The organism is Sporosarcina ureae DSM 2281, assembly GCF_000425545.1.
Classification (GTDB): domain Bacteria; phylum Bacillota; class Bacilli; order Bacillales_A; family Planococcaceae; genus Sporosarcina; species Sporosarcina ureae.
The window spans coordinates 1-17,722 of the sequence record NZ_AUDQ01000024.1; the positions used below are offsets into that span (position 1 = coordinate 1).

The 17,722-nt window shown below is 41.3% G+C and carries 21 protein-coding genes and 1 tRNA gene; 5 read left to right on the forward strand and 17 right to left on the reverse strand.

All coding sequences use genetic code 11. From position 1 onward, the window contains the following. From H605_RS0115565 to H605_RS19275, 6 genes are all read right to left on the reverse strand, one after another. On the reverse strand, positions 1-225 hold a 225-nt coding region (locus tag H605_RS0115565; protein ID WP_029055059.1), incomplete at its 3' end, for an IS3 family transposase. 232 nt (positions 226-457) lie between these two features. Continuing rightward, positions 458-1,129, reverse strand: coding sequence for a hypothetical protein (locus H605_RS0115570; RefSeq protein WP_418346944.1), 672 nt, complete (start codon positions 1,127-1,129; stop codon positions 458-460). A gap of 211 nt (positions 1,130-1,340) precedes the next feature. Further along, positions 1,341-1,490: a hypothetical protein gene (locus H605_RS19155; RefSeq protein WP_029055061.1), complete on the reverse strand. Its 150-nt coding sequence runs from the start codon at positions 1,488-1,490 to the stop codon at positions 1,341-1,343. Positions 1,491-1,590: 100 nt separating this feature from the next. Beyond that, positions 1,591-2,511: a S66 peptidase family protein gene (locus H605_RS0115580; protein ID WP_029055062.1), complete on the reverse strand. Its 921-nt coding sequence runs from the start codon at positions 2,509-2,511 to the stop codon at positions 1,591-1,593. A 310-nt stretch (positions 2,512-2,821) separates the two neighbouring features. Then, positions 2,822-3,085, reverse strand: a complete 264-nt coding sequence (locus H605_RS0115585) for a hypothetical protein (protein WP_029055063.1) — start codon at positions 3,083-3,085, stop codon at positions 2,822-2,824. 128 nt (positions 3,086-3,213) lie between these two features. After that, positions 3,214-3,375, reverse strand: a complete 162-nt coding sequence (locus tag H605_RS19275; protein ID WP_198040335.1) for a hypothetical protein — start codon at positions 3,373-3,375, stop codon at positions 3,214-3,216. Between the two features lie 399 nt (positions 3,376-3,774). Here H605_RS19275 and H605_RS0115595 point away from each other — a divergent pair, with 399 nt between their 5' ends. The 3 genes from H605_RS0115595 to H605_RS0115605 are packed head-to-tail and all read left to right on the forward strand — an operon-like array spanning position 3,775 to position 6,449. After that, positions 3,775-4,911, forward strand: a complete 1,137-nt coding sequence (locus H605_RS0115595; RefSeq protein ID WP_029055064.1) for a betaine/proline/choline family ABC transporter ATP-binding protein — start codon at positions 3,775-3,777, stop codon at positions 4,909-4,911. Further along, positions 4,904-5,557, forward strand: coding sequence for an ABC transporter permease (locus H605_RS0115600; protein WP_029055065.1), 654 nt, complete (start codon positions 4,904-4,906; stop codon positions 5,555-5,557). Before H605_RS0115595 ends, H605_RS0115600 begins: the two co-directional genes overlap by 8 nt. A gap of 22 nt (positions 5,558-5,579) precedes the next feature. Next, complete coding sequence (locus H605_RS0115605) at positions 5,580-6,449, forward strand: glycine betaine ABC transporter substrate-binding protein (RefSeq protein WP_276324879.1); 870 nt, start codon at positions 5,580-5,582, stop codon at positions 6,447-6,449. A gap of 175 nt (positions 6,450-6,624) precedes the next feature. On the opposite strand, the gene H605_RS0115610 is transcribed toward H605_RS0115605, so the two are convergent. The 8 genes from H605_RS0115610 to H605_RS0115645 form a co-directional block, all read right to left on the reverse strand. Beyond that, complete coding sequence (locus H605_RS0115610) at positions 6,625-7,077, reverse strand: SRPBCC family protein (RefSeq protein WP_029055067.1); 453 nt, start codon at positions 7,075-7,077, stop codon at positions 6,625-6,627. Between the two features lie 118 nt (positions 7,078-7,195). Next, positions 7,196-7,567: a VOC family protein gene (locus tag H605_RS0115615; protein WP_029055068.1), complete on the reverse strand. Its 372-nt coding sequence runs from the start codon at positions 7,565-7,567 to the stop codon at positions 7,196-7,198. Between the two features lie 60 nt (positions 7,568-7,627). After that, positions 7,628-8,011, reverse strand: coding sequence for a DUF1801 domain-containing protein (locus H605_RS0115620; RefSeq protein WP_029055069.1), 384 nt, complete (start codon positions 8,009-8,011; stop codon positions 7,628-7,630). 189 nt (positions 8,012-8,200) lie between these two features. After that, on the reverse strand, positions 8,201-8,629 hold the full coding sequence (locus tag H605_RS0115625) for a VOC family protein (protein WP_029055070.1): 429 nt from the start codon (positions 8,627-8,629) through the stop codon (positions 8,201-8,203). 106 nt (positions 8,630-8,735) lie between these two features. Then, positions 8,736-9,131, reverse strand: coding sequence for a VOC family protein (locus H605_RS0115630; protein WP_029055071.1), 396 nt, complete (start codon positions 9,129-9,131; stop codon positions 8,736-8,738). A 295-nt stretch (positions 9,132-9,426) separates the two neighbouring features. After that, positions 9,427-9,702 carry a DUF2564 family protein gene (locus H605_RS0115635; protein WP_029055072.1) on the reverse strand — a complete coding sequence of 92 codons (276 nt, stop codon included), beginning with the start codon at positions 9,700-9,702 and terminating at the stop codon, positions 9,427-9,429. A gap of 156 nt (positions 9,703-9,858) precedes the next feature. Next, the gene (locus H605_RS18485) at positions 9,859-11,523 is read right to left on the reverse strand and encodes an S-layer homology domain-containing protein (RefSeq protein WP_162141904.1); all 1,665 of its coding nucleotides are present in this window, start codon (positions 11,521-11,523) and stop codon (positions 9,859-9,861) included. A 226-nt stretch (positions 11,524-11,749) separates the two neighbouring features. Further along, positions 11,750-13,090 carry a Na+/H+ antiporter NhaC family protein gene (locus H605_RS0115645; RefSeq protein WP_029055073.1) on the reverse strand — a complete coding sequence of 447 codons (1,341 nt, stop codon included), beginning with the start codon at positions 13,088-13,090 and terminating at the stop codon, positions 11,750-11,752. 237 nt (positions 13,091-13,327) lie between these two features. On the opposite strand from H605_RS0115645, the gene H605_RS0115650 reads away from it, so the two are divergent. Next, positions 13,328-13,801, forward strand: a complete 474-nt coding sequence (locus H605_RS0115650) for an S-ribosylhomocysteine lyase (protein ID WP_029055074.1) — start codon at positions 13,328-13,330, stop codon at positions 13,799-13,801. Positions 13,802-14,427: 626 nt separating this feature from the next. After that, on the forward strand, positions 14,428-15,267 hold the full coding sequence (locus H605_RS18160) for a polysaccharide deacetylase family protein (RefSeq protein ID WP_420804874.1): 840 nt from the start codon (positions 14,428-14,430) through the stop codon (positions 15,265-15,267). Between the two features lie 59 nt (positions 15,268-15,326). Here the strand turns inward: H605_RS18160 and H605_RS0115660 are convergent. The 3 genes from H605_RS0115660 to H605_RS0115670 all read right to left on the reverse strand — a co-directional run bounded on the left by H605_RS0115660 (position 15,327) and on the right by H605_RS0115670 (position 17,672). Then, a tRNA-Asn gene (locus H605_RS0115660) sits at positions 15,327-15,398 on the reverse strand. A 130-nt stretch (positions 15,399-15,528) separates the two neighbouring features. After that, the gene (locus H605_RS0115665; RefSeq protein WP_155979557.1) at positions 15,529-16,653 is read right to left on the reverse strand and encodes an S-layer homology domain-containing protein; all 1,125 of its coding nucleotides are present in this window, start codon (positions 16,651-16,653) and stop codon (positions 15,529-15,531) included. Between the two features lie 266 nt (positions 16,654-16,919). Next, complete coding sequence (locus H605_RS0115670; RefSeq protein ID WP_029055076.1) at positions 16,920-17,672, reverse strand: hypothetical protein; 753 nt, start codon at positions 17,670-17,672, stop codon at positions 16,920-16,922. Positions 17,673-17,722 lie beyond the last annotated feature (50 nt).

Here is a 17,722-nt window from a genome sequence, read left to right on the forward strand (position 1 = left end):
CGCTTCACTCGAAAGTTCTGGCCCATGACCGAAGGTATATTGTTTACCTATCGGTTGATCAAAACGATATATTTCATTTGCACGATACCATCTCATCCAGGTTTCAATCTGGGATTTATTTTTGACTCCGTGCTTCTCCATAATTTCTTTAGTTGTTAATTCCCCACTCAATTTATCTTTGACAACTGCCCATTTTACTTCGCTTGAATATACGTTTTTGCCCACGCAAAAACACCTCCGTTGTAAGTACTTTTTACAAGTGTACCACTTCGAAGGTGTTTTATATTGTCTCAAAAATTTAGGTTAGCCCAATCAGGTATCAAGCCTGATCCACTCTTTTTATTGTCTTATAGAATGTACGTATTGACTTCTCAAGCAGAAAACTAAAAATATCGCCTATCTACTCTCCATACAGTCATGAATTGCACCTAAATTGTGTGGGGACCTTCTACCCATCTTACGAAAGCGACTTCCGATGAACTAAACTCCAAGACTCAGCATCGTTCAACTCATTTATATTCATTTCGAGATTCCCGCCTAAATAAACCGTCTCCCCCTGGATCGCCACAACCATCGCCTGAAGAACTGGATCTTTTGTATTGCATTGGTACACATCGCCGATTTTAGGTTGATGCGCTTGAGGTACACTGATCTTCGACTTTTCTTCTACTTGTGCCTTATTATATTGAGCATCTGGAATTTCCATATCAATAATATTCGCACCGTCTTCAAGCCCAGGCTTCATCACCCAATACTCGTTATGTTTAATACCATTGGATTTATTACTGATGACGCCATGACGTTCAATGGAAGATACCATTTCAATCGCATGTAGATGATGATGATCTAAAGAATCCGGCTGTGGATTAATGATTAAAATATAATCGCCTACTTTTGCCTTCTCATCTTTGTGCAATGTATACCGTTTATGATTCACGACAAAACTGTCCATATGTTTAGGTTTATACAAATTAATTTCTTTAGCCGTAGCCAGCTGTTGTTCAAAGTCTTCGAGTCGGATCAAGTGAACAGACTGCTTAAAAAAAGCTTTTACAGAATAGACTTTATGCAGCTTATTTTGATAATAAACGAATTGGCCTTTTCTAACATTTAAGAGATTCAATATCATTCACACCTTGTTAAGTATTTTCCGCAGTCTACTGACTTTTCATGCAGAATATACCTTAATCATATCAACAATTATTGGTTTACGATATTAAATTGAATTATCTATGAAAAGATTTCGTTAAAGGATACGATGACAAAATACAAAAAACTCCCCACAATACATGCTGAGAGTTTTCCAAGGATTATAAGGAGAATCAAGTATTAGTTGCTACTTATTCGTCCGCTTGTTTTTTCTTCTTTTCCAAATATGCCGTACGTATTTTGTCGAGTTGCTGCTTTTTATCAAATTGGGCCGGCTTGTTTTTTTCATGATACTTTGCCACGGATGCCTTACCTTTACTATCCAATTGATACTTCCCCATTGTATTCACCTACTATTCCTGTCGTCTCGGAAGATTTTCTTGCTTTATTAGTATACCCTAAAACTTGCGTATAGTAGTGAATTATATGTGGACCTCGCACCTATTTCACCACCGGCTCCATCACCGTCAATGTACGATTCACCGTATTCATATTCACACGCGATCCAATAGGTATGGTGGCTTTATAGCGGCCATGTGCAGTCGCTAGGTTGGTCATTAAAGGTTTGCCTAGCGGAACTATAAATTCATTGATCAAATCCACATAACTTTTTCCGTAGGCAGAATCACAGTTCGTACATTGTCCCATGATGATGCCTACACAATCGTCAAATTTCCCTGCCATCTCTAAGTGTTTTACGTATCGATACACCGTATTAATCGGTTCATGTGTTTCCTCTAAAACAAGAATTCTACCTTCTGTATTGATTTCATAGGATGTGCCTAACGTGCCTACGAATGACGTGAGATTTCCGCCAACAATCGGTCCTGTGACGTTTCCTGGAACCAATCCGTTCAGTGGAACTTCAGGCGGGTTCATAATTTGCCAAGGTGCCGTGACGTTTGATGTCGCCGTAAAGAATTGATTGAAATTATATGAAGGGGTTCCTGAAGTAAAGTCTAACAATAACAAACTTTGAAAACTGATAAGGTCCGCATATTCAAACAACACATTTAATAAAATCGTGATGTCGCTGTATCCCGAGACAATTTTAGGGTTTTGTTTAATGACGTTAAAATCAAGGAACGGTAAAATACCTGCTACCCCGACTCCCCCGCGAGTAGGTAAAATCCATTTCACTTCCGGATTGGTAAACATCATCATTAAATCCGAAGCCCTTTGCTGAGGAGTAGCCGCAAGAAAGCCATTAGCGCCATACACATGTTCACCCACCACAACTTTATACCCCATCGTTTGCAACATCCGAATCCCTTCCGTAATGCGATTAGCTGCGAGCGGACTCCCAAGCGTTACAATCCCTACCGTGTCACCCATTTTTAATTGCTGCGGTTTTGTAGCCATGAACTAGTTACTCCTCTCCCTTTGTAAGTAGCACTATCATATTCTCTTTATTAGCATATGTTGGGGGGGCTTTTTTGGGCACTGACAAACGAACGGTACCAGGTCCCCACACAAATTGGAAACTATTCTGAATTGCGCCATACGAACGGTACCAGGTCCCCACACAAATCGGAAACTATTCTGAATTGCGCCAGAATCGTGTGGGGACCTGGTACCACAAAAAAGCACAAAAAAACTCCGCCAGTTACATAAACCTGCGGAGTTTTTTAGAGTTGATAGATGAATAATCTTGCACACAAGTATCTGAAAGTCAGTTACCTACAATATCTAGACACCAGGTGAAATTTTCCCACGCCGAATTCCAGCCACTGAAAAGCTCGTGTGAATCATCCCAACGAACCTCAAATTTCTTCTGACCATCTACCTCTACCAAATACAGCGCCAACGTAGAGTCTTTCTTAGCTATCGCTAACATCATACCATTTTGAAGTTCTTCTTCAGTAAACGGTATATCTGAAACCGATCGCACCTGTGCTTGCTCGAATACTTGCTTGTTACCTATTCTATAATTCATACAGACCCTCCACTAAAACATTTATTCTTTATATTCCTTCATACCTCTTCCGTAATGTTATAGAAGTACAGATGTACATTTTATACTTATTTACTAGTGAAATCAAAGATGAAGTGTATTGGATTAATTCAATATACTTCATAAACGGTGCCAGGTCCCCACACAATTCTGAATTGCGTGGGGACCTGGTACATTCCGTCAAAGTAGTTCTTCCGATGACGGTGTTCTTCACTATGTAAAGTCTGCACGCCACCTTCACCGAATAATGTTGTCAACACGGGTTTCGGCATAGCGCTTTCTCGTTTAAAGTTTTCCGGATCGTAAAATTTACGGGCCGCCTCCTCCCCGTAAATATCCTATATTGATTAGTTCCTTCACATCCGTTAATTTAAATTTGGTTTCCGGTAATTTTTTCATGATCTTTCGCTCTTGTTTTATGTTCATTTTAAGTATTTTTTTATCATGGTTTAAGGCTCTATTGCCTGATATATAGTTTGGTAAACATAATAAAGATGCCATGTACATACACTATTGCAGATCCATGAAAAAGGAATTTTTATTTGTGTAGAGGATTAACTCTAATCAAATCTTGAGTAAATTTTACTAATATGTTAAGCTGTTAATTCAGACGACTTTCTTAATTTATTAAGGAGTGCCGTCTATTTTTTTAATTACTACAGGAGGTACTTATGCTGAAGTTTGAAAATGTGACTAAAACATACGATGGCGGATTTCAAGCTGTGAAATCTGTCAACTTCGAAATTGCTGAAGGTGAACTACTTGTTCTAATAGGACCGAGTGGTTCAGGTAAGTCTACTACTATGAAAATGATTAACCGGATTATCCCACACACAAGTGGAAAAATTTCTATCAACGGCAAAGATATCAAATCTTACAACGCTGCTGATCTTCGCAGAAATATCGGTTACGTCATTCAACAAGTCGGGCTCTTCCCTCATTACACGATCGAAAAAAATATTTCAATTGTACCGAAACTAAAAAATTGGAACGAAAACAAAACGAGAACACGCGTACTCGATCTACTTGAAATGGTCGGACTCGATCCGAAAATTTATGCTTCGCGGTATCCAAAAGAATTATCAGGTGGACAACAACAACGTGTCGGAATTGCGAGAGCGCTTGCAGCGGATCCTGATATTATATTAATGGATGAACCGTTCAGTGCGCTGGATCCCATTACACGTGAGCAGTTGCAAGAAGAATTACTAAAGCTACATAAACAGTTAAAGAAGACCATTGTCTTTGTTACACACGACATGGACGAAGCATTAAAGATGGGCGACCGTATTGCCATTATGAAAGACGGCAATTTACTTCAGTTAGACACTCCAGAGAAATTACTACATGAACCCGCTCACGGCTTTGTAGAAGAGTTTATGGGTAAGCATCGAATTATCCAAAACCCTGAACTTATGCCGGTTACAGAAATTATGGCAGAGAAGGTCGTTACGACCCGTTCGAACACTTCTCCCGAACGAGCTATTTCGCTCATACGTCAGCGAAAAATCACCGATCTTCTCGTTGTAGATGATCAGAAGAAACTACTTGGAATTGTTTCCGCCTACGATTTAATTAAACAAATTGACGGTATCAAAACCATTGATGAAGTGATGAAGCCAGCTGTTCCTTTTTTACTCGATACAGCAACAGCAAAAGATGCCATTATTATGATGGACTCCTCACCATTCGGCATGATCCCAATTGTCGATGAACATCATATATTGGTAGGACTCGTCAACCGAGGCTCCTTACTCTCTGCGATGTCTAGTCAATGGACAGATAAGGGGGCCGTTCTAGATGAATAATTTAAATATATGGCAACAACTCGTGGAACAAACCAAGTTACGATGGCCGGAAGTGCTCGAAGCGACATCCATCCATATTCAACTCGTATTCTTCTCGATGATCCTCGCAGTGCTCATTGCGGTAACGCTTGGAATTGTCATTACACGCGTACCAAAACTGAAAACTGGGGTCCTTGGTGCGGCAGGCATTATGCAAACCATCCCAAGTTTAGCTGTACTTGGCTTTATGATTCCCATCTTCGGAATTGGCGTCAAAACTGCCATCGCTGCGCTATTCCTTTACTCTTTACTGCCTATTATGCGTAACACTTACACAGGGATTAAAGACGTCGATCCCGCCACAATCGAAGCCGCAAAAGGTATGGGCATGACGAGCATGCAAATTCTGTTCAAAGTAGAATTACCTCTTGCCATCCCTATTATTATGGCCGGCATTCGAACAGCTGCGGTCATTAACGTCGGGAACGCGACACTAGCAGCATTCATCGGAGCAGGTGGACTCGGTGACTTCATTTTCCTCGGCATTACACGTGGAATTGACGGATTGATCTTACTTGGGGCCATTCCAGCGGCGATCCTTGCGATTGCCCTTGAAACGTTCTTTAGCGCCGTTGAACGTTGGACGACGCCGAAAGGATTGAGATGATTTGAAAAACAAATTCACACTTTTGCTCGTCACGACCTTACTGGCTAGCCTACTATCAGGTTGTATATTCAATGAAAAAGATTCACTCAGACTCGGATCTCGAAACAATACGGAAAGTATAATTTTGTCTAATATCATGGGACAATTAATTGAAGATCGCTTAGGTGTAGATATTATTTACAAAGAAAACCTAGGCGGCTCATCCGTCGTCTGGAACGCCATGACCAATGACCACATTGACGTCATCCCGGACTACACAGGAACAATTGTCGTGACGTATTACCAAGAAGAGCCTGGCACAGCTGAAGAAACATTAGCTGCAACTAAACGACTGGTTGCCGGTGACAACATCACCGCACTCGGTACGTTCGGATTCAATAACACGTACACACTGGCACTTGACGAAGCGAAAGCGGAAGAGCTTGGCCTAGTGACATTCAGTGATTTCGCTAAAGTGTCCAAAGACTTTACATTGGGTGCCGTATTCGAATTTATCGACCGACCAGACGGATTACCTGGTTTCGAAAAAGAATACGACATCCAGTTTAAAGACGTCAAAGGCATGGATCACGGCATGATGTACCGTGCGATCGGCGCAAACGAAGTAAATGTCATCAACTCCTACACGACAGATGGACAGCTCGCGATTGCGAACCTCCGCGTGCTTGAAGATGACAAATCATACTTCCCTCCCTACCACGCACTGCCGTTAGTACGAGATGAAACACTCAAAGAATACCCAGAACTCGAAGATATACTCGGCCTTCTCGAAGGTCAAATCGATGAAGAAACGATGCAAGTCATGAACGGAAAAGTCGATAATGACGGCATCATGGTAGAGCTCGTCGCCAAGGAATTTTTAGAGGATAGTGGGTTAATTGAAGAGAAATGAATGGAAACAGCGCATCCTCTTGTGAGGGTGCGCTGTTTTTTTCGTTGGCGGTACCAGTGTGGATGGTGCCAGGTACAGTGTGGATGGTGCCAGGTACACACACAACTTCGGTACAATTCAGAATTGTTTCCGAATTGTGTGGGGACCTGGTACCGTATCCACGGTATCCAACATTCTACTTCTCCAAATAATGCTTCAATGAATCTAAGTCCTTCGCACATGCTTTCTTAAATGTTCCTGCCATCATCTTTCCAAACAATTTCAAAACGCCAGTTAAACCATTAATCTCACCATTTAATGTAACTTCGGACTGGGAACCTGCCGGCACAATTGTGTATGCAAACACATATTCACCTTTACCGGTTGTCCCTTTTGTACCATCACAACGAAGCACAATTTTATTCGGTTCATTCATTTCTACAACCTCAAAGTGTTCGGAAGCTTCTTTTCCATACATTTTCCTTGTTTCCTTCCACTCGCTTCCTACTCGCATAGGACCCACATCTAATCGTTCAATTCTTACTAAACCTTGCATCCAATTCTTTGCAGCATCTAAGTCGAGTAATCCTTTATACGTTTCTTCTATTGGTGCGTCAATCGTTCTTTTCACTTCAAAATGAATACTCAAATATTTTCCTCCCCAAATTTATAGTAGTAGCTGTAGTCAGCGAAATACTTTTTGAATGTTTCGACCCCAATAAATTTTATACTAAATAAAACAGTATGTTCCAATTAGATATTCTGCATCATCGGTGTTGATCGAACAAAATTGTATTACCATCGGGATCCTCAATAGAAAAACTTGCAGGGCCTTCGCTTGTCTCATCTACTTCTGATAACAACTTAATACCCTTTTCTTTTAGCTGTCTTTGAATAGCTCTTATGTCTGTGAATGAATCTAGATTTTGAGCATTTTCATCCCAACCTGGATTAAACGTCAGAATGTTCTCTTCAAACATTCCCTGAAATAGCCCGATGACAGTACCTTCATTCTTCATAATAACCCAATTTTGATTCATGTCCCCACCAAATACTTTAAATCCAAGTTTTTCGTAAAATAGTTTTGATTTCACAATGTCTTTTACAGTTAAACTTACAGAGAATGCGCCTAATTTCATATTTCCTCCTCATGAAAAATTACTGTTTAGAAAATCAATTACTCTAAATGCATCAAGTCATTAACTTTCCTTAATTGCGTGATTCTCATTTAGACTGATAGCGTCTTTAATTAGCAAGGTAATAGCTTCTACCTGAATCTCTTCCAACTGTTTTATTCGTATATGCCTCATTGTTTTTCCAGTACCTTGCAATAATTTATTTTCATCTTTTGCTACGAGTTCATTTCCTCTATGAAAACCCAAATTCACGTGTTTTTTGGCAGGTTGCAGATAACAAACTAAACCAGTATATGAATAATTGGGCATAGACCATTTAAACTCTTCGGTAAGTTCTGGCGAAGACTCCAAAATTATTTTCCTTAAAGTAGTTGTAATACTTTTAATATCTTTCGGCAAATCTGAAATAAACTGGTCAACCTCTTCAGTATTTCTTTTCTTATTCACCATAAATTTCTCCTTCTACTAATGGTTTCTATTCATTTTACTGAAGTAACAGTAAATATATAATTTAATAATAAAAACTGTTCAGACCCCATGGTATCAGGGGTTTAAACAGTTTTTATCACTCTGTTTTTACAGATTTATATTTTTATTTTTATTTATTCAAATTTAATAATACCTGTGAAACCAAGATTAATAAGCTGTTTCTTCATTGTTTAAATTGAATTGCCAAATGACACCGAATTTGTCCGTGATTTTCCCATAAAGTTTTGCCCAAAAAGTCTCTTGAAGCTCCATTTCCACAGTTCCACCTTCTTTTAGTCGATCGTATACCTTCTGCAGCTTGCCCTCATCAAAGCTGTGATAAGCTAGACTTACGTTATTACCAACTGTAAAAGGAGAACCCGGGAACGTATCTGAAAACATCACATTACTTCCTTCAATGTCCAAACGCGTATGCATCACTAAATTTTTGGCTTCCTCGGGAAGAGGATAATCTGGATTGGGAGGATTTTCTCCAAACGTCATAATCTGTGGTTGTTCTGCTTCAAAAACCTTTGCGTAAAATTCAACAGCATCACGACAATTCCCATTAAACGTCAAATAAACATCAATAGCCATTTCCACCACTCCTCTAAAAATAGTACTTACTCATGCATTATAAATGAAATAAATAACAAAACTTTCCTTCAGGAAATAAAATTCATTTTTTAAAGATAAAAAGTTATTATTTTGCGTCTTCATCTGGCTGATGAATTCCAAAAATATTTCCCTCAGTATCAAGATAATAGCCTTGCCACGCCATTCCTGGCAGCGCATATTTAGGCATTGCTAAGCTACCGCCACTGGAAAGGATCTTCTCCTCCGTTGAATCGTAATTTGCCACTCCCATCGTACACGCATATCCATTTAGAGCTTGGTTGCGTTCTGGCGGAGGACCTTGACGCTGCATCAACGCACCATTCACACCAGGCTCATGATCATCACCCGTGACGGCTCCGTAATAAGGCATTCCAGCGTACTCACTCCAGTCCTGAAATGTCCACCCAAACACTTCCCCATAAAACGTTTTCGCCCGTTCCATATCATCTACATGAATCTCAAAATGGACTACTCTTCCCATTTATATTCCCCCTAGGATTAGCAGAATATTCTTAACTGCTATCTTATTTTAACACATATGTGTTAATTTCCTAATTGTTCTTTTTTAATTGTGTTGGGACCTGGCACCTTATCGTAAATGGAAACAGCGCACCCTCTTGTGCAGATGAGGGTGCGCTGTTTTTTAAAAGATGGTACCAAGTGCAATGATAAAGATACCTATGCGTGAAACTTTCACGATTATTTAAACTATCACGTTTGTTTTTCACACAGATACCTTATTTTTAAGTAATGAAATGATGTAGTGCCATCATTGATTACTCGCCTTTCTTCATTTGGGTTTCATTTAATTGCTGCTTGAGCGAATCCAACTGTCCCTTATGCTGCTGAACCATATCTAACTCTTCGTTAAATTGCTTTGCATTCCTAAACGCGTTTTCAGCACGCTCGATTGCATTAAACGCATGCTCAATTGCCATTTCTTCCGGATGAGACATCGCTTGTTTCACTGCACGATCTGCTTTCTCTACCGAATTACTAAAAAATGTGCCCGGATGATCCTTTTTCCAACTTGGGCCAGAATCCTTTGCCATATACTTCGCCTCCCACATGTAAAATAGGTGATAACAAGCTTAGTATCGCAATTTATAGTGGAAGTATACGCAGGAAGATAATAAGTACCAGGTCCGCATACAACTTCAACACAATTCAGAATTGTTTCTGAATTGCGTTGGGACCTGGCACCCTATTCATTCTGTTCCCCATTCCACATGGAAACGGTTTACAGCTTCTGCTCCCGAAACTGTTTTAAGGAAATATTCTTCCGCCCTTTTAGTACGAGCTTTGATGAAGTCGTCCAGACATACATCGGCGCAGTTGCCGTAATCATCGTCTGTCATCGCGCGTAACGTTCGATAGTCCTTAGTCACTTGTGAAAAATCGCCTTCAAGCCAGCGGTTCAGCATCTCGCCAACGACCGAATCCTCTTTGGTAAACCATTTTAAGTAGAGGATGTTCTGCTTCGCCATTTCGTTGTATTTACCGAACTGTCTTTCGTAAAATTCGATTTCACGCATTTCGCCGTACGGTCCGTCTTTGATGGGATCGGTGATCAGATAATCGGCTGGATAGTGCGTCACTTTCTGCCCCATCATGGTGAGCATTACATGGGCAATTCTGTAATTGTCATCCTGCAGATCCTCGGGCAGATAAGTCGTCAGCTGCCCTGGCAACGGCTTCTCCGGGTTTACCGGATCAAGCGGGTCAACAGGCGGTCCTATTTCTACCGAATTTGTACCATATAAAAAGCTGTCATCCATTTCAAAAGCTGTCACTCTGTAGCGCACTTCGTCTCCATTCGAAAAGCGAACCGTCGCGATATAATTACCCGGCTTTTCAAGCCTAATATACGTAAAATTGTATTCATTTTTTTCAATCGTTACGTTGTCAGAGATATTCTCTCCGTCCGTTTTGGCCAGAGCTATATTTTGTACGGGTTTATATTTCGTATTGAGCGATACCAGTGTCGGCAGTGATTCATCCGTCTTTTCTAACGTCAAACGTAGTACGCTACCCTCTTTTTTCACATGAACATAATACTTTTGATACTTCCATTCATTTTCCGCTGTTCTTCCCCAAATTACAATTCCACCTGTTCCTTCTTTGACCGGAAATAATTGAACTTGACTTAGCGTGTCATTTTTTCCTTTCACTTTTACTGCACGAAATACGTCCGGATTCACTTGATCATCGATAACCGCTGTCATCGCATCCCATCCTAAGTCGCCCGCTTTCACCGTCACAGCATTCTTCATTACTACCTGCTCCGCCGCCACAAGCATTTTTGAGGCTTGCCCTCTCGTAATCGATGCGTTCGGGCTGAATGTTGTAGGTGAGGTACCCGAAGTGATACCAAGCTTGTAAATAACCAGTACGTCATTTGTAATGCCGACTTCTCCTTTGAACGGATTTTTCACCTCTACATCACGAGGTAAATCAAATGCTTTCACAAGAATCGCCGCCATATTTTTACGCTTAATCGGCTCATCCGGTTTAAAACTACCATCTGGATACCCACCGATAATTCCTTCTTCCGCCATCCTCGCAATCGCTCTATTAAAACCATATGATGCGGGTACATCTTTAAATTTCTGTTCTATTCGATAGGATGTATCCAGACCAATCATCTTCGCAATAATCGCCGCAGCTTGGCCTCGTGTAATCGAATTCCCCGGCTTGAACGTTCCGTCTGGATAACCTCCGATGATGTTACGCGCGGCCAGCTCATTCACCGCATTCGCAAAATGCTTCGACGGCGGCACATCAGAAAACATTTGCTTACCGGCTGCAGCCCCTGAAATTGGTAAACTGCACGCTAGTAAGAATGCACCCACTATAGCAACTAACTTCTTCATTTCTTTCATCCTCTCTAAACATCCTATTCTCTTAGCTGCGTATAGACGGGATATTACTAGAAAAGTTTCAAACCTTGAGAGAAAATTCATATCCATAAAAAATAACCACATCAGCTGACTGAGTGGTTACCTTCTCTACTATTTATAAAGTTTATGAGTAGTCTGTTGTTTTCCTAATGCCTTCTTAATTATAAAACTGGAAAACAACATGCGTAAGTAATTTATTTTATTCCTCCACAGGCACTGTAGCGACCTGTTTCACTTCTTTACTCTTTGTGCCTAGTTTCGGATATCCGTTAAGAATCGCAAGAATTGCACAACCACCCATTAAAATCGGATAAAACGAATAGGGGATAATACTTACCGGTGAAATCGCTGCAAGTCCGGCCGCTGCAAGCATTTGCCCGCCATAAGGCAGAATTCCTTGCCAACTGCCAGCGAATGTATCGAGTAGACTTGCTGACTTTCTTGGATCAATTTCATACTCATCAGCAATACTTTTTGCTAATGGGCCTGTAACCACAATTGAAATTGTATTATTGGCAGTAGCAATTGCTGCCGCACTGACCAATCCTGCAATCCCAAATTCCGCACCTTTTTTCGATTTTATTTTACTGTTTACAGTATACAGAAGATAATCAATCCCGCCATTATGCCGAATAACCTCCACCAGACCACCGATCAAGAGTGCAATAATCGCTAGATCTTCCATACTCATTAATCCTTCACCAATCGTTTTTAAGAAGCTGCCAAAACTGTAAGACCCGTCAGCCAATCCGACACCACCGGCAAAAATCGTACCGCCAATTAAAACGATCAGTACATGCACGCCCGCTAATGCCGCAGCCAATACGGCAATATACGGAAGAATCTTTATTAGTTCATAATGAAAATCCGCACCGATTACAGCTTTATTTCCCCGCGTAATAACACCCAGAATAATCGCTGTTAAAATGGCACCCGGCAATACTATGAAAAAGTTCACTTTGAATTTATCCTTCATTTTTGTATGTTGGGTCCTGACTGCTGCGATGGTTGTGTCAGAAATCATCGATAAATTATCTCCAAACATCGCCCCGCCGATCACCGTTGCCATCGTCAGTGCCACCGGGATATCCGTCTGGCTCGCGATACCAATTCCAATTGGCGCCAAAGCTACAACTGTCCCCATTGAAGTTCCCATTGATATTGAAATGAAGCAGCCAATAGCAAACAGTCCTACCATCAATAGATTTGCAGGCAGTAGAGACAATCCTAAATTAACAGTAGAATCTACAGCGCCCATGCCTTTTGCGACCGTCGCAAAAGCACCTGCAAGTATGAAAATAATTGCCATTAACATAATATTTGGATGGCCTGCGCCTTTCGTGAATATACTCACTTTAATCTCGAATTTTTCTTTTCGATTCATTAGTAAAGCAACTGCAGAAGCAATAATCACTGCGACGTTCAGCGGCATATTCGAAAAGTCCTTCGTCAATACACCAGCGCCAATAAAGAGCGCTACAAAAATAATTAATGGTAAAAGTGCACATGCATTTCCTTTCTTCACTTCTTTTACTGTCATTTCAAATCCACCTCAATTCATTTTGTATGATAAATCTTTTATTCTCCTAAAAACAATTTTTAAATGACCTTTATTTAAACAATACCAATAAGTCATATCGGAATTATAAATATAATATCCCGGCCGCAAGAGACTGTCAATGTAATAATTCAATTTTCTTAATATTACTAAATATTGATTTACAACACTAGTGAAGTTGTGATAGTTTATATATCAACTACGGAAAGGATGATAACAATGGCATTAGTCGAAAGTTTTTTACTTGATCATACGAAAGTAAAGGCTCCATATGTAAGATTGGCTGGCACAGAACAACATGAAAAGGGGAGTGTATTACAGAAATATGATCTACGTTTTTTACAACCTAATCACGATTCAATCCCTACTTCAGCGATACACACACTAGAACATTTACTTGCCACATACTTGCGTGATGAACTAGAAGGAATCGTCGATATTTCTCCCATGGGCTGTCGAACAGGTTTTTATATGATTATCTGGAATGAACATGAACCAAAAGATGTTGCTGCGGCACTTACAACAGTACTTAAAAAAGTAATTGAAACTGAACATATTCCCGCTGTTTCTGCACTCGAATGCGGAAATTACCGCGATCATTCATTATTCGCGGCACAAGAATATGCTAAATTAGTAGTAGAAGCAGGACTAAGTGACGACCCATTTCGTTCGCTAACTGCTGAAACTGTCTAAACCTAAGCCCAAGATTGGATAGCACAAACAGGAGCCGCCGCAGAAATCAGCTCAAACTGATTTTGCGGTGGCTCCTGTTTTATAATTCTCAAAACTGGCTTGCTGTGGAGATACTGGCATCGCTCCATGCAAAACGGTAAACCAATTCGCGGAACTATTACACGACCGGAAGCTATCCTACCAATTAGCAAAAGGTACCGGTTTCTGGTCTTGTTTACTGTGCATCACACAACTCAGGCACTATTCTGATTTGTTCTTAAGTTGTGTGGTGCACAGATAGGCTATTTTAATTTGGAACGGGTTTTATATAACGCTTTTTTTACTGCAATAAAATAGTTTTTTCGATATCCTGCAGCACGGATCATTTTACAACGAGTAATGATCTATTCAATATCTGTCAAAATGGTTCAAAACCCTGCTCTATCACTTCCTCAAATCAAGCATACTTATTCAAGTACAGGAAACACTACTGACTAAAGAAGAGGTGATATAAACTGAAACGCATCTGGCTTATTTCTTTCATTGCTTGTATAGGATTACTTTACCTGGTTCTTTTCACCAATCTTAGGGGAGCAGATACGAATCTAGTAAGCACTGCCTCTGCATCTAAAAATGGCAAAGACAGGCTGGCAACGGAATTAGAATCATTCAGCAAAACCCACCATATCCCCGCGGTGGATGCAAAGGTCGACAGAGTTTGGAAAGCCATCCCCGGCTACAATGGACTGGAAGTGGATCTGGAAGCCAGTTATAAGAAAATGAAAGCGACTGGCAAATTGGATGAATCAAAAGTCGTGTACAAAGAAATTTCCCCTTCTGTTCATTTGAAAGATCTAGGTCCCCACCCCATATTCAAAGGAAATCCTGATAAACCGATGGTGTCTTTTTTAATTAATGTTGCCTGGGGTAATGAATATATTCCTGAAATTTTGGATGTACTGAAGAAGCATAAAACGAAAGCCTCCTTCTTCTTCGACGGCAGCTGGGTAAGTAAAAATCCCGATTTAGCTAAATTGATTTATAAAGACGGGCATGAAATTGGAAACCACGCTTACAGCCATCCCGATTTACAACAGAAATCAGAAGCTGAAACAATGGAAGAGTTAAAAAAGACAAATGAAGTCATCATGAAAACACTCGGGATTACATCGCCCAAGTGGTTCGGTCCGCCAAGCGGCAGTTTTAATCAGCAAACGGTTGAAACCGCAAGCCAGCTGGGAATGCATACGGTTTTATGGACGGTGGATACAGTCGATTGGAAAAATCCGGCAACTAATGAAATGGTGAACAGGGTCGTTTCTCAAGTGGAGAACGGCACGATGATTTTAATGCACCCGACCAAACCAGTAGCTGAAGGAATGGAAGATATGATTACACAAATCACAGAAAAAGGTTTTCGTCTGGGGACCGTCAGTGAACTGATGAGTGAAAAACGTGTCAACGGAACGGCATGGGATGATGAATAAATTGCCTACGCAAAGCAAAAACTCTCCTGACCTAAGCCGGTCGGGAGAGTTTTTATGTACTCCAAAGGCAGGAATCGAACCTGCGACCGATCGGTTAACAGCCGATTGCTCTACCGCTGAGCTACTTTGGAATGTGAATTCTTTTGCGTTATATAGTATGGACAGGAATCTTACATATATACATAGTTCATTTAGTAAAGGATCTGGTCCCCAAGCAATTCGGAATAATCCTGAGATTGTTTGAGGACCAAGTCCGTGCACTTATTTTTTCACACGCTTCACCAGTCCGTACAGTTCATTCCCTAAACTGTCCACTCGCTGGATCAAGCCAATATCTTTTGCGTAGTATTCGATCACAGTTTCTTTACTCCACGGGAAGTAACTTTCAACGACCAGCACGTCACGATACTCTGTACCGCGAACTGTTTTCTTTCCGTTTGTAGAGGTAATCCACCCATTACCGTAACCAACCGGCCCTATATCATCATGATGATGAATCTGCGTCACCACGAAAGGATGCGGGATATATTGATCGAAATGGGCCCAGTCATCGTATCCTTCCCCGTAGTACGAGGAATCCTGCACAAAGCCCAGTCGGGGAATGTCTTCATATTCCGTCTCATTGGTAATGCGCCAGTAGTCCAGGCCGTTCTCTTCTTTGCCCTCATGATCGTAGCGGTATGTGCTGGAGCCGTCCGTGTAATAGTACGTATAATCGGCATCCGGCATAATGTTCATCGTCCTTGCTGTCATCGCGCGGGTCAGGAATGCGGCGAAATGCGCACGGGTGATGAGCTGATTCGGCTTGAATGTCCCATTCGGATAACCAGTGGCAACATTATTGGTCGATACCCTCATAATATCTGTATAAAAGTCCGAATTTCTCGCTACGTCACTGTACGATGGCATATAGTCCGCTTTATTTTGCACCTTCAATTGAAATGCCTTACTCATCAACCGCGCCATAAATGCACGTGATATGCTGGACTCCGGTTTGAAATTAGCTGCCTTGGAAAATAGTCCCGCCTTGTACGCTGCCGCTATTTCATTGTAATAAGGATGTGTTTTCGGAACGTCCTTATATCCGGGATCCACCAAATCCGTCATCGGCAACTCTAGCGCTTTGACGAGCATTGCTGCGATATGCTTCTTTGCGATCGGCTCATTCGGCTTGAACTGGCCGTCCGGATACCCGCTGATGATATCGAGGTCCGCCAGGTAATTCACTTCCACATACAGCGAAGAACTGTTCTTCTTCATGTCCTTAAAACTTGCAGCTTCTGCATACTGCATCGTTCCGGTAACCGCCAGTAGAAAAATCGCACATGCCGCCATCCACTTTTTCAACAACCGTTCTACCCCCTTTATGTACTCACACTTTTGCACACTCTATAGGTATATGATCATCGCCAGTCACATATGACAAATTAAATTTCTGCTGATTAATATTTTCCATTTATGGATTCTCTTATATAATCCAGATCCTTTTTTCCCTCTACGTAAAACAAGACACGAAACTCCTGAGAGTTCCGTGTCTTCTTCAGTTAGAACCGGTTTTGTAAAGGTACCAGGTCCTCACACAACTCTAGTTCAATTCAGAATTGTTTCTGATTTGTGTGGGGACCTGGTACCTTATTCTACACACAGGTACCTCACGAACAATTCCTTTCCAGTCCATTGTTACTCAACCTCTGAATATCTTCATAGTTTTTCACAATTGCACCAAGCACCAGCAACCCGAACACCGCGATAGCGATCAGCCATCCAGCTACGCTAATCCAGTTGAAGAACCCGAATACAGCTCCTGCCACCAACAGAACAACCGTGATCACGAACCATGGGATCTTCCAGCCATACAATCGTGTGAGCAACAACATATTCTTTGGCGGATCGCACAGCTCTTCATAGAACTTCACATGATGCAGCCGCTCGTCCGAATAAAATAAGTACCGACCGTCCTTCGCCTGCAGCAGGAATGTATGCTTATTCACTTTCTTCACAATATCCAGCGGTTCTTCATCCACTATATGAAATGACGTCTTCACACTAACCATGGAAAAGAAACCGTAGACGATAAACAACAGCAGAAACACAAAAAGCCCCGCAAGAGCATACGACTGCCCAGCCAACAGTTCCCAGGAAACCCCTGAAAGCGGATCGTTTCCTTCTTCGTTCATCCCACTCACACCGCCAAACACTAGCATGAACAGGGCCGTGCCAGTCAAAGCGGACAGAATCACCCATTGTGCGAAATACACGGTGAACCGCTCACTCACCGTTAAACGTAATTTTTCAATAGGCCTCATATTATACGAATTGAGCGCAATGCGAAAAAAAGGGACCAAAGTGATAATAAGCAGCGCCACTGCCCTCCACGGCCCCTGAATATATTCGATTACCTGCACATTCATCCACTCCTTATTACCGCGCATAGGTTTATACTACCATGAATGCG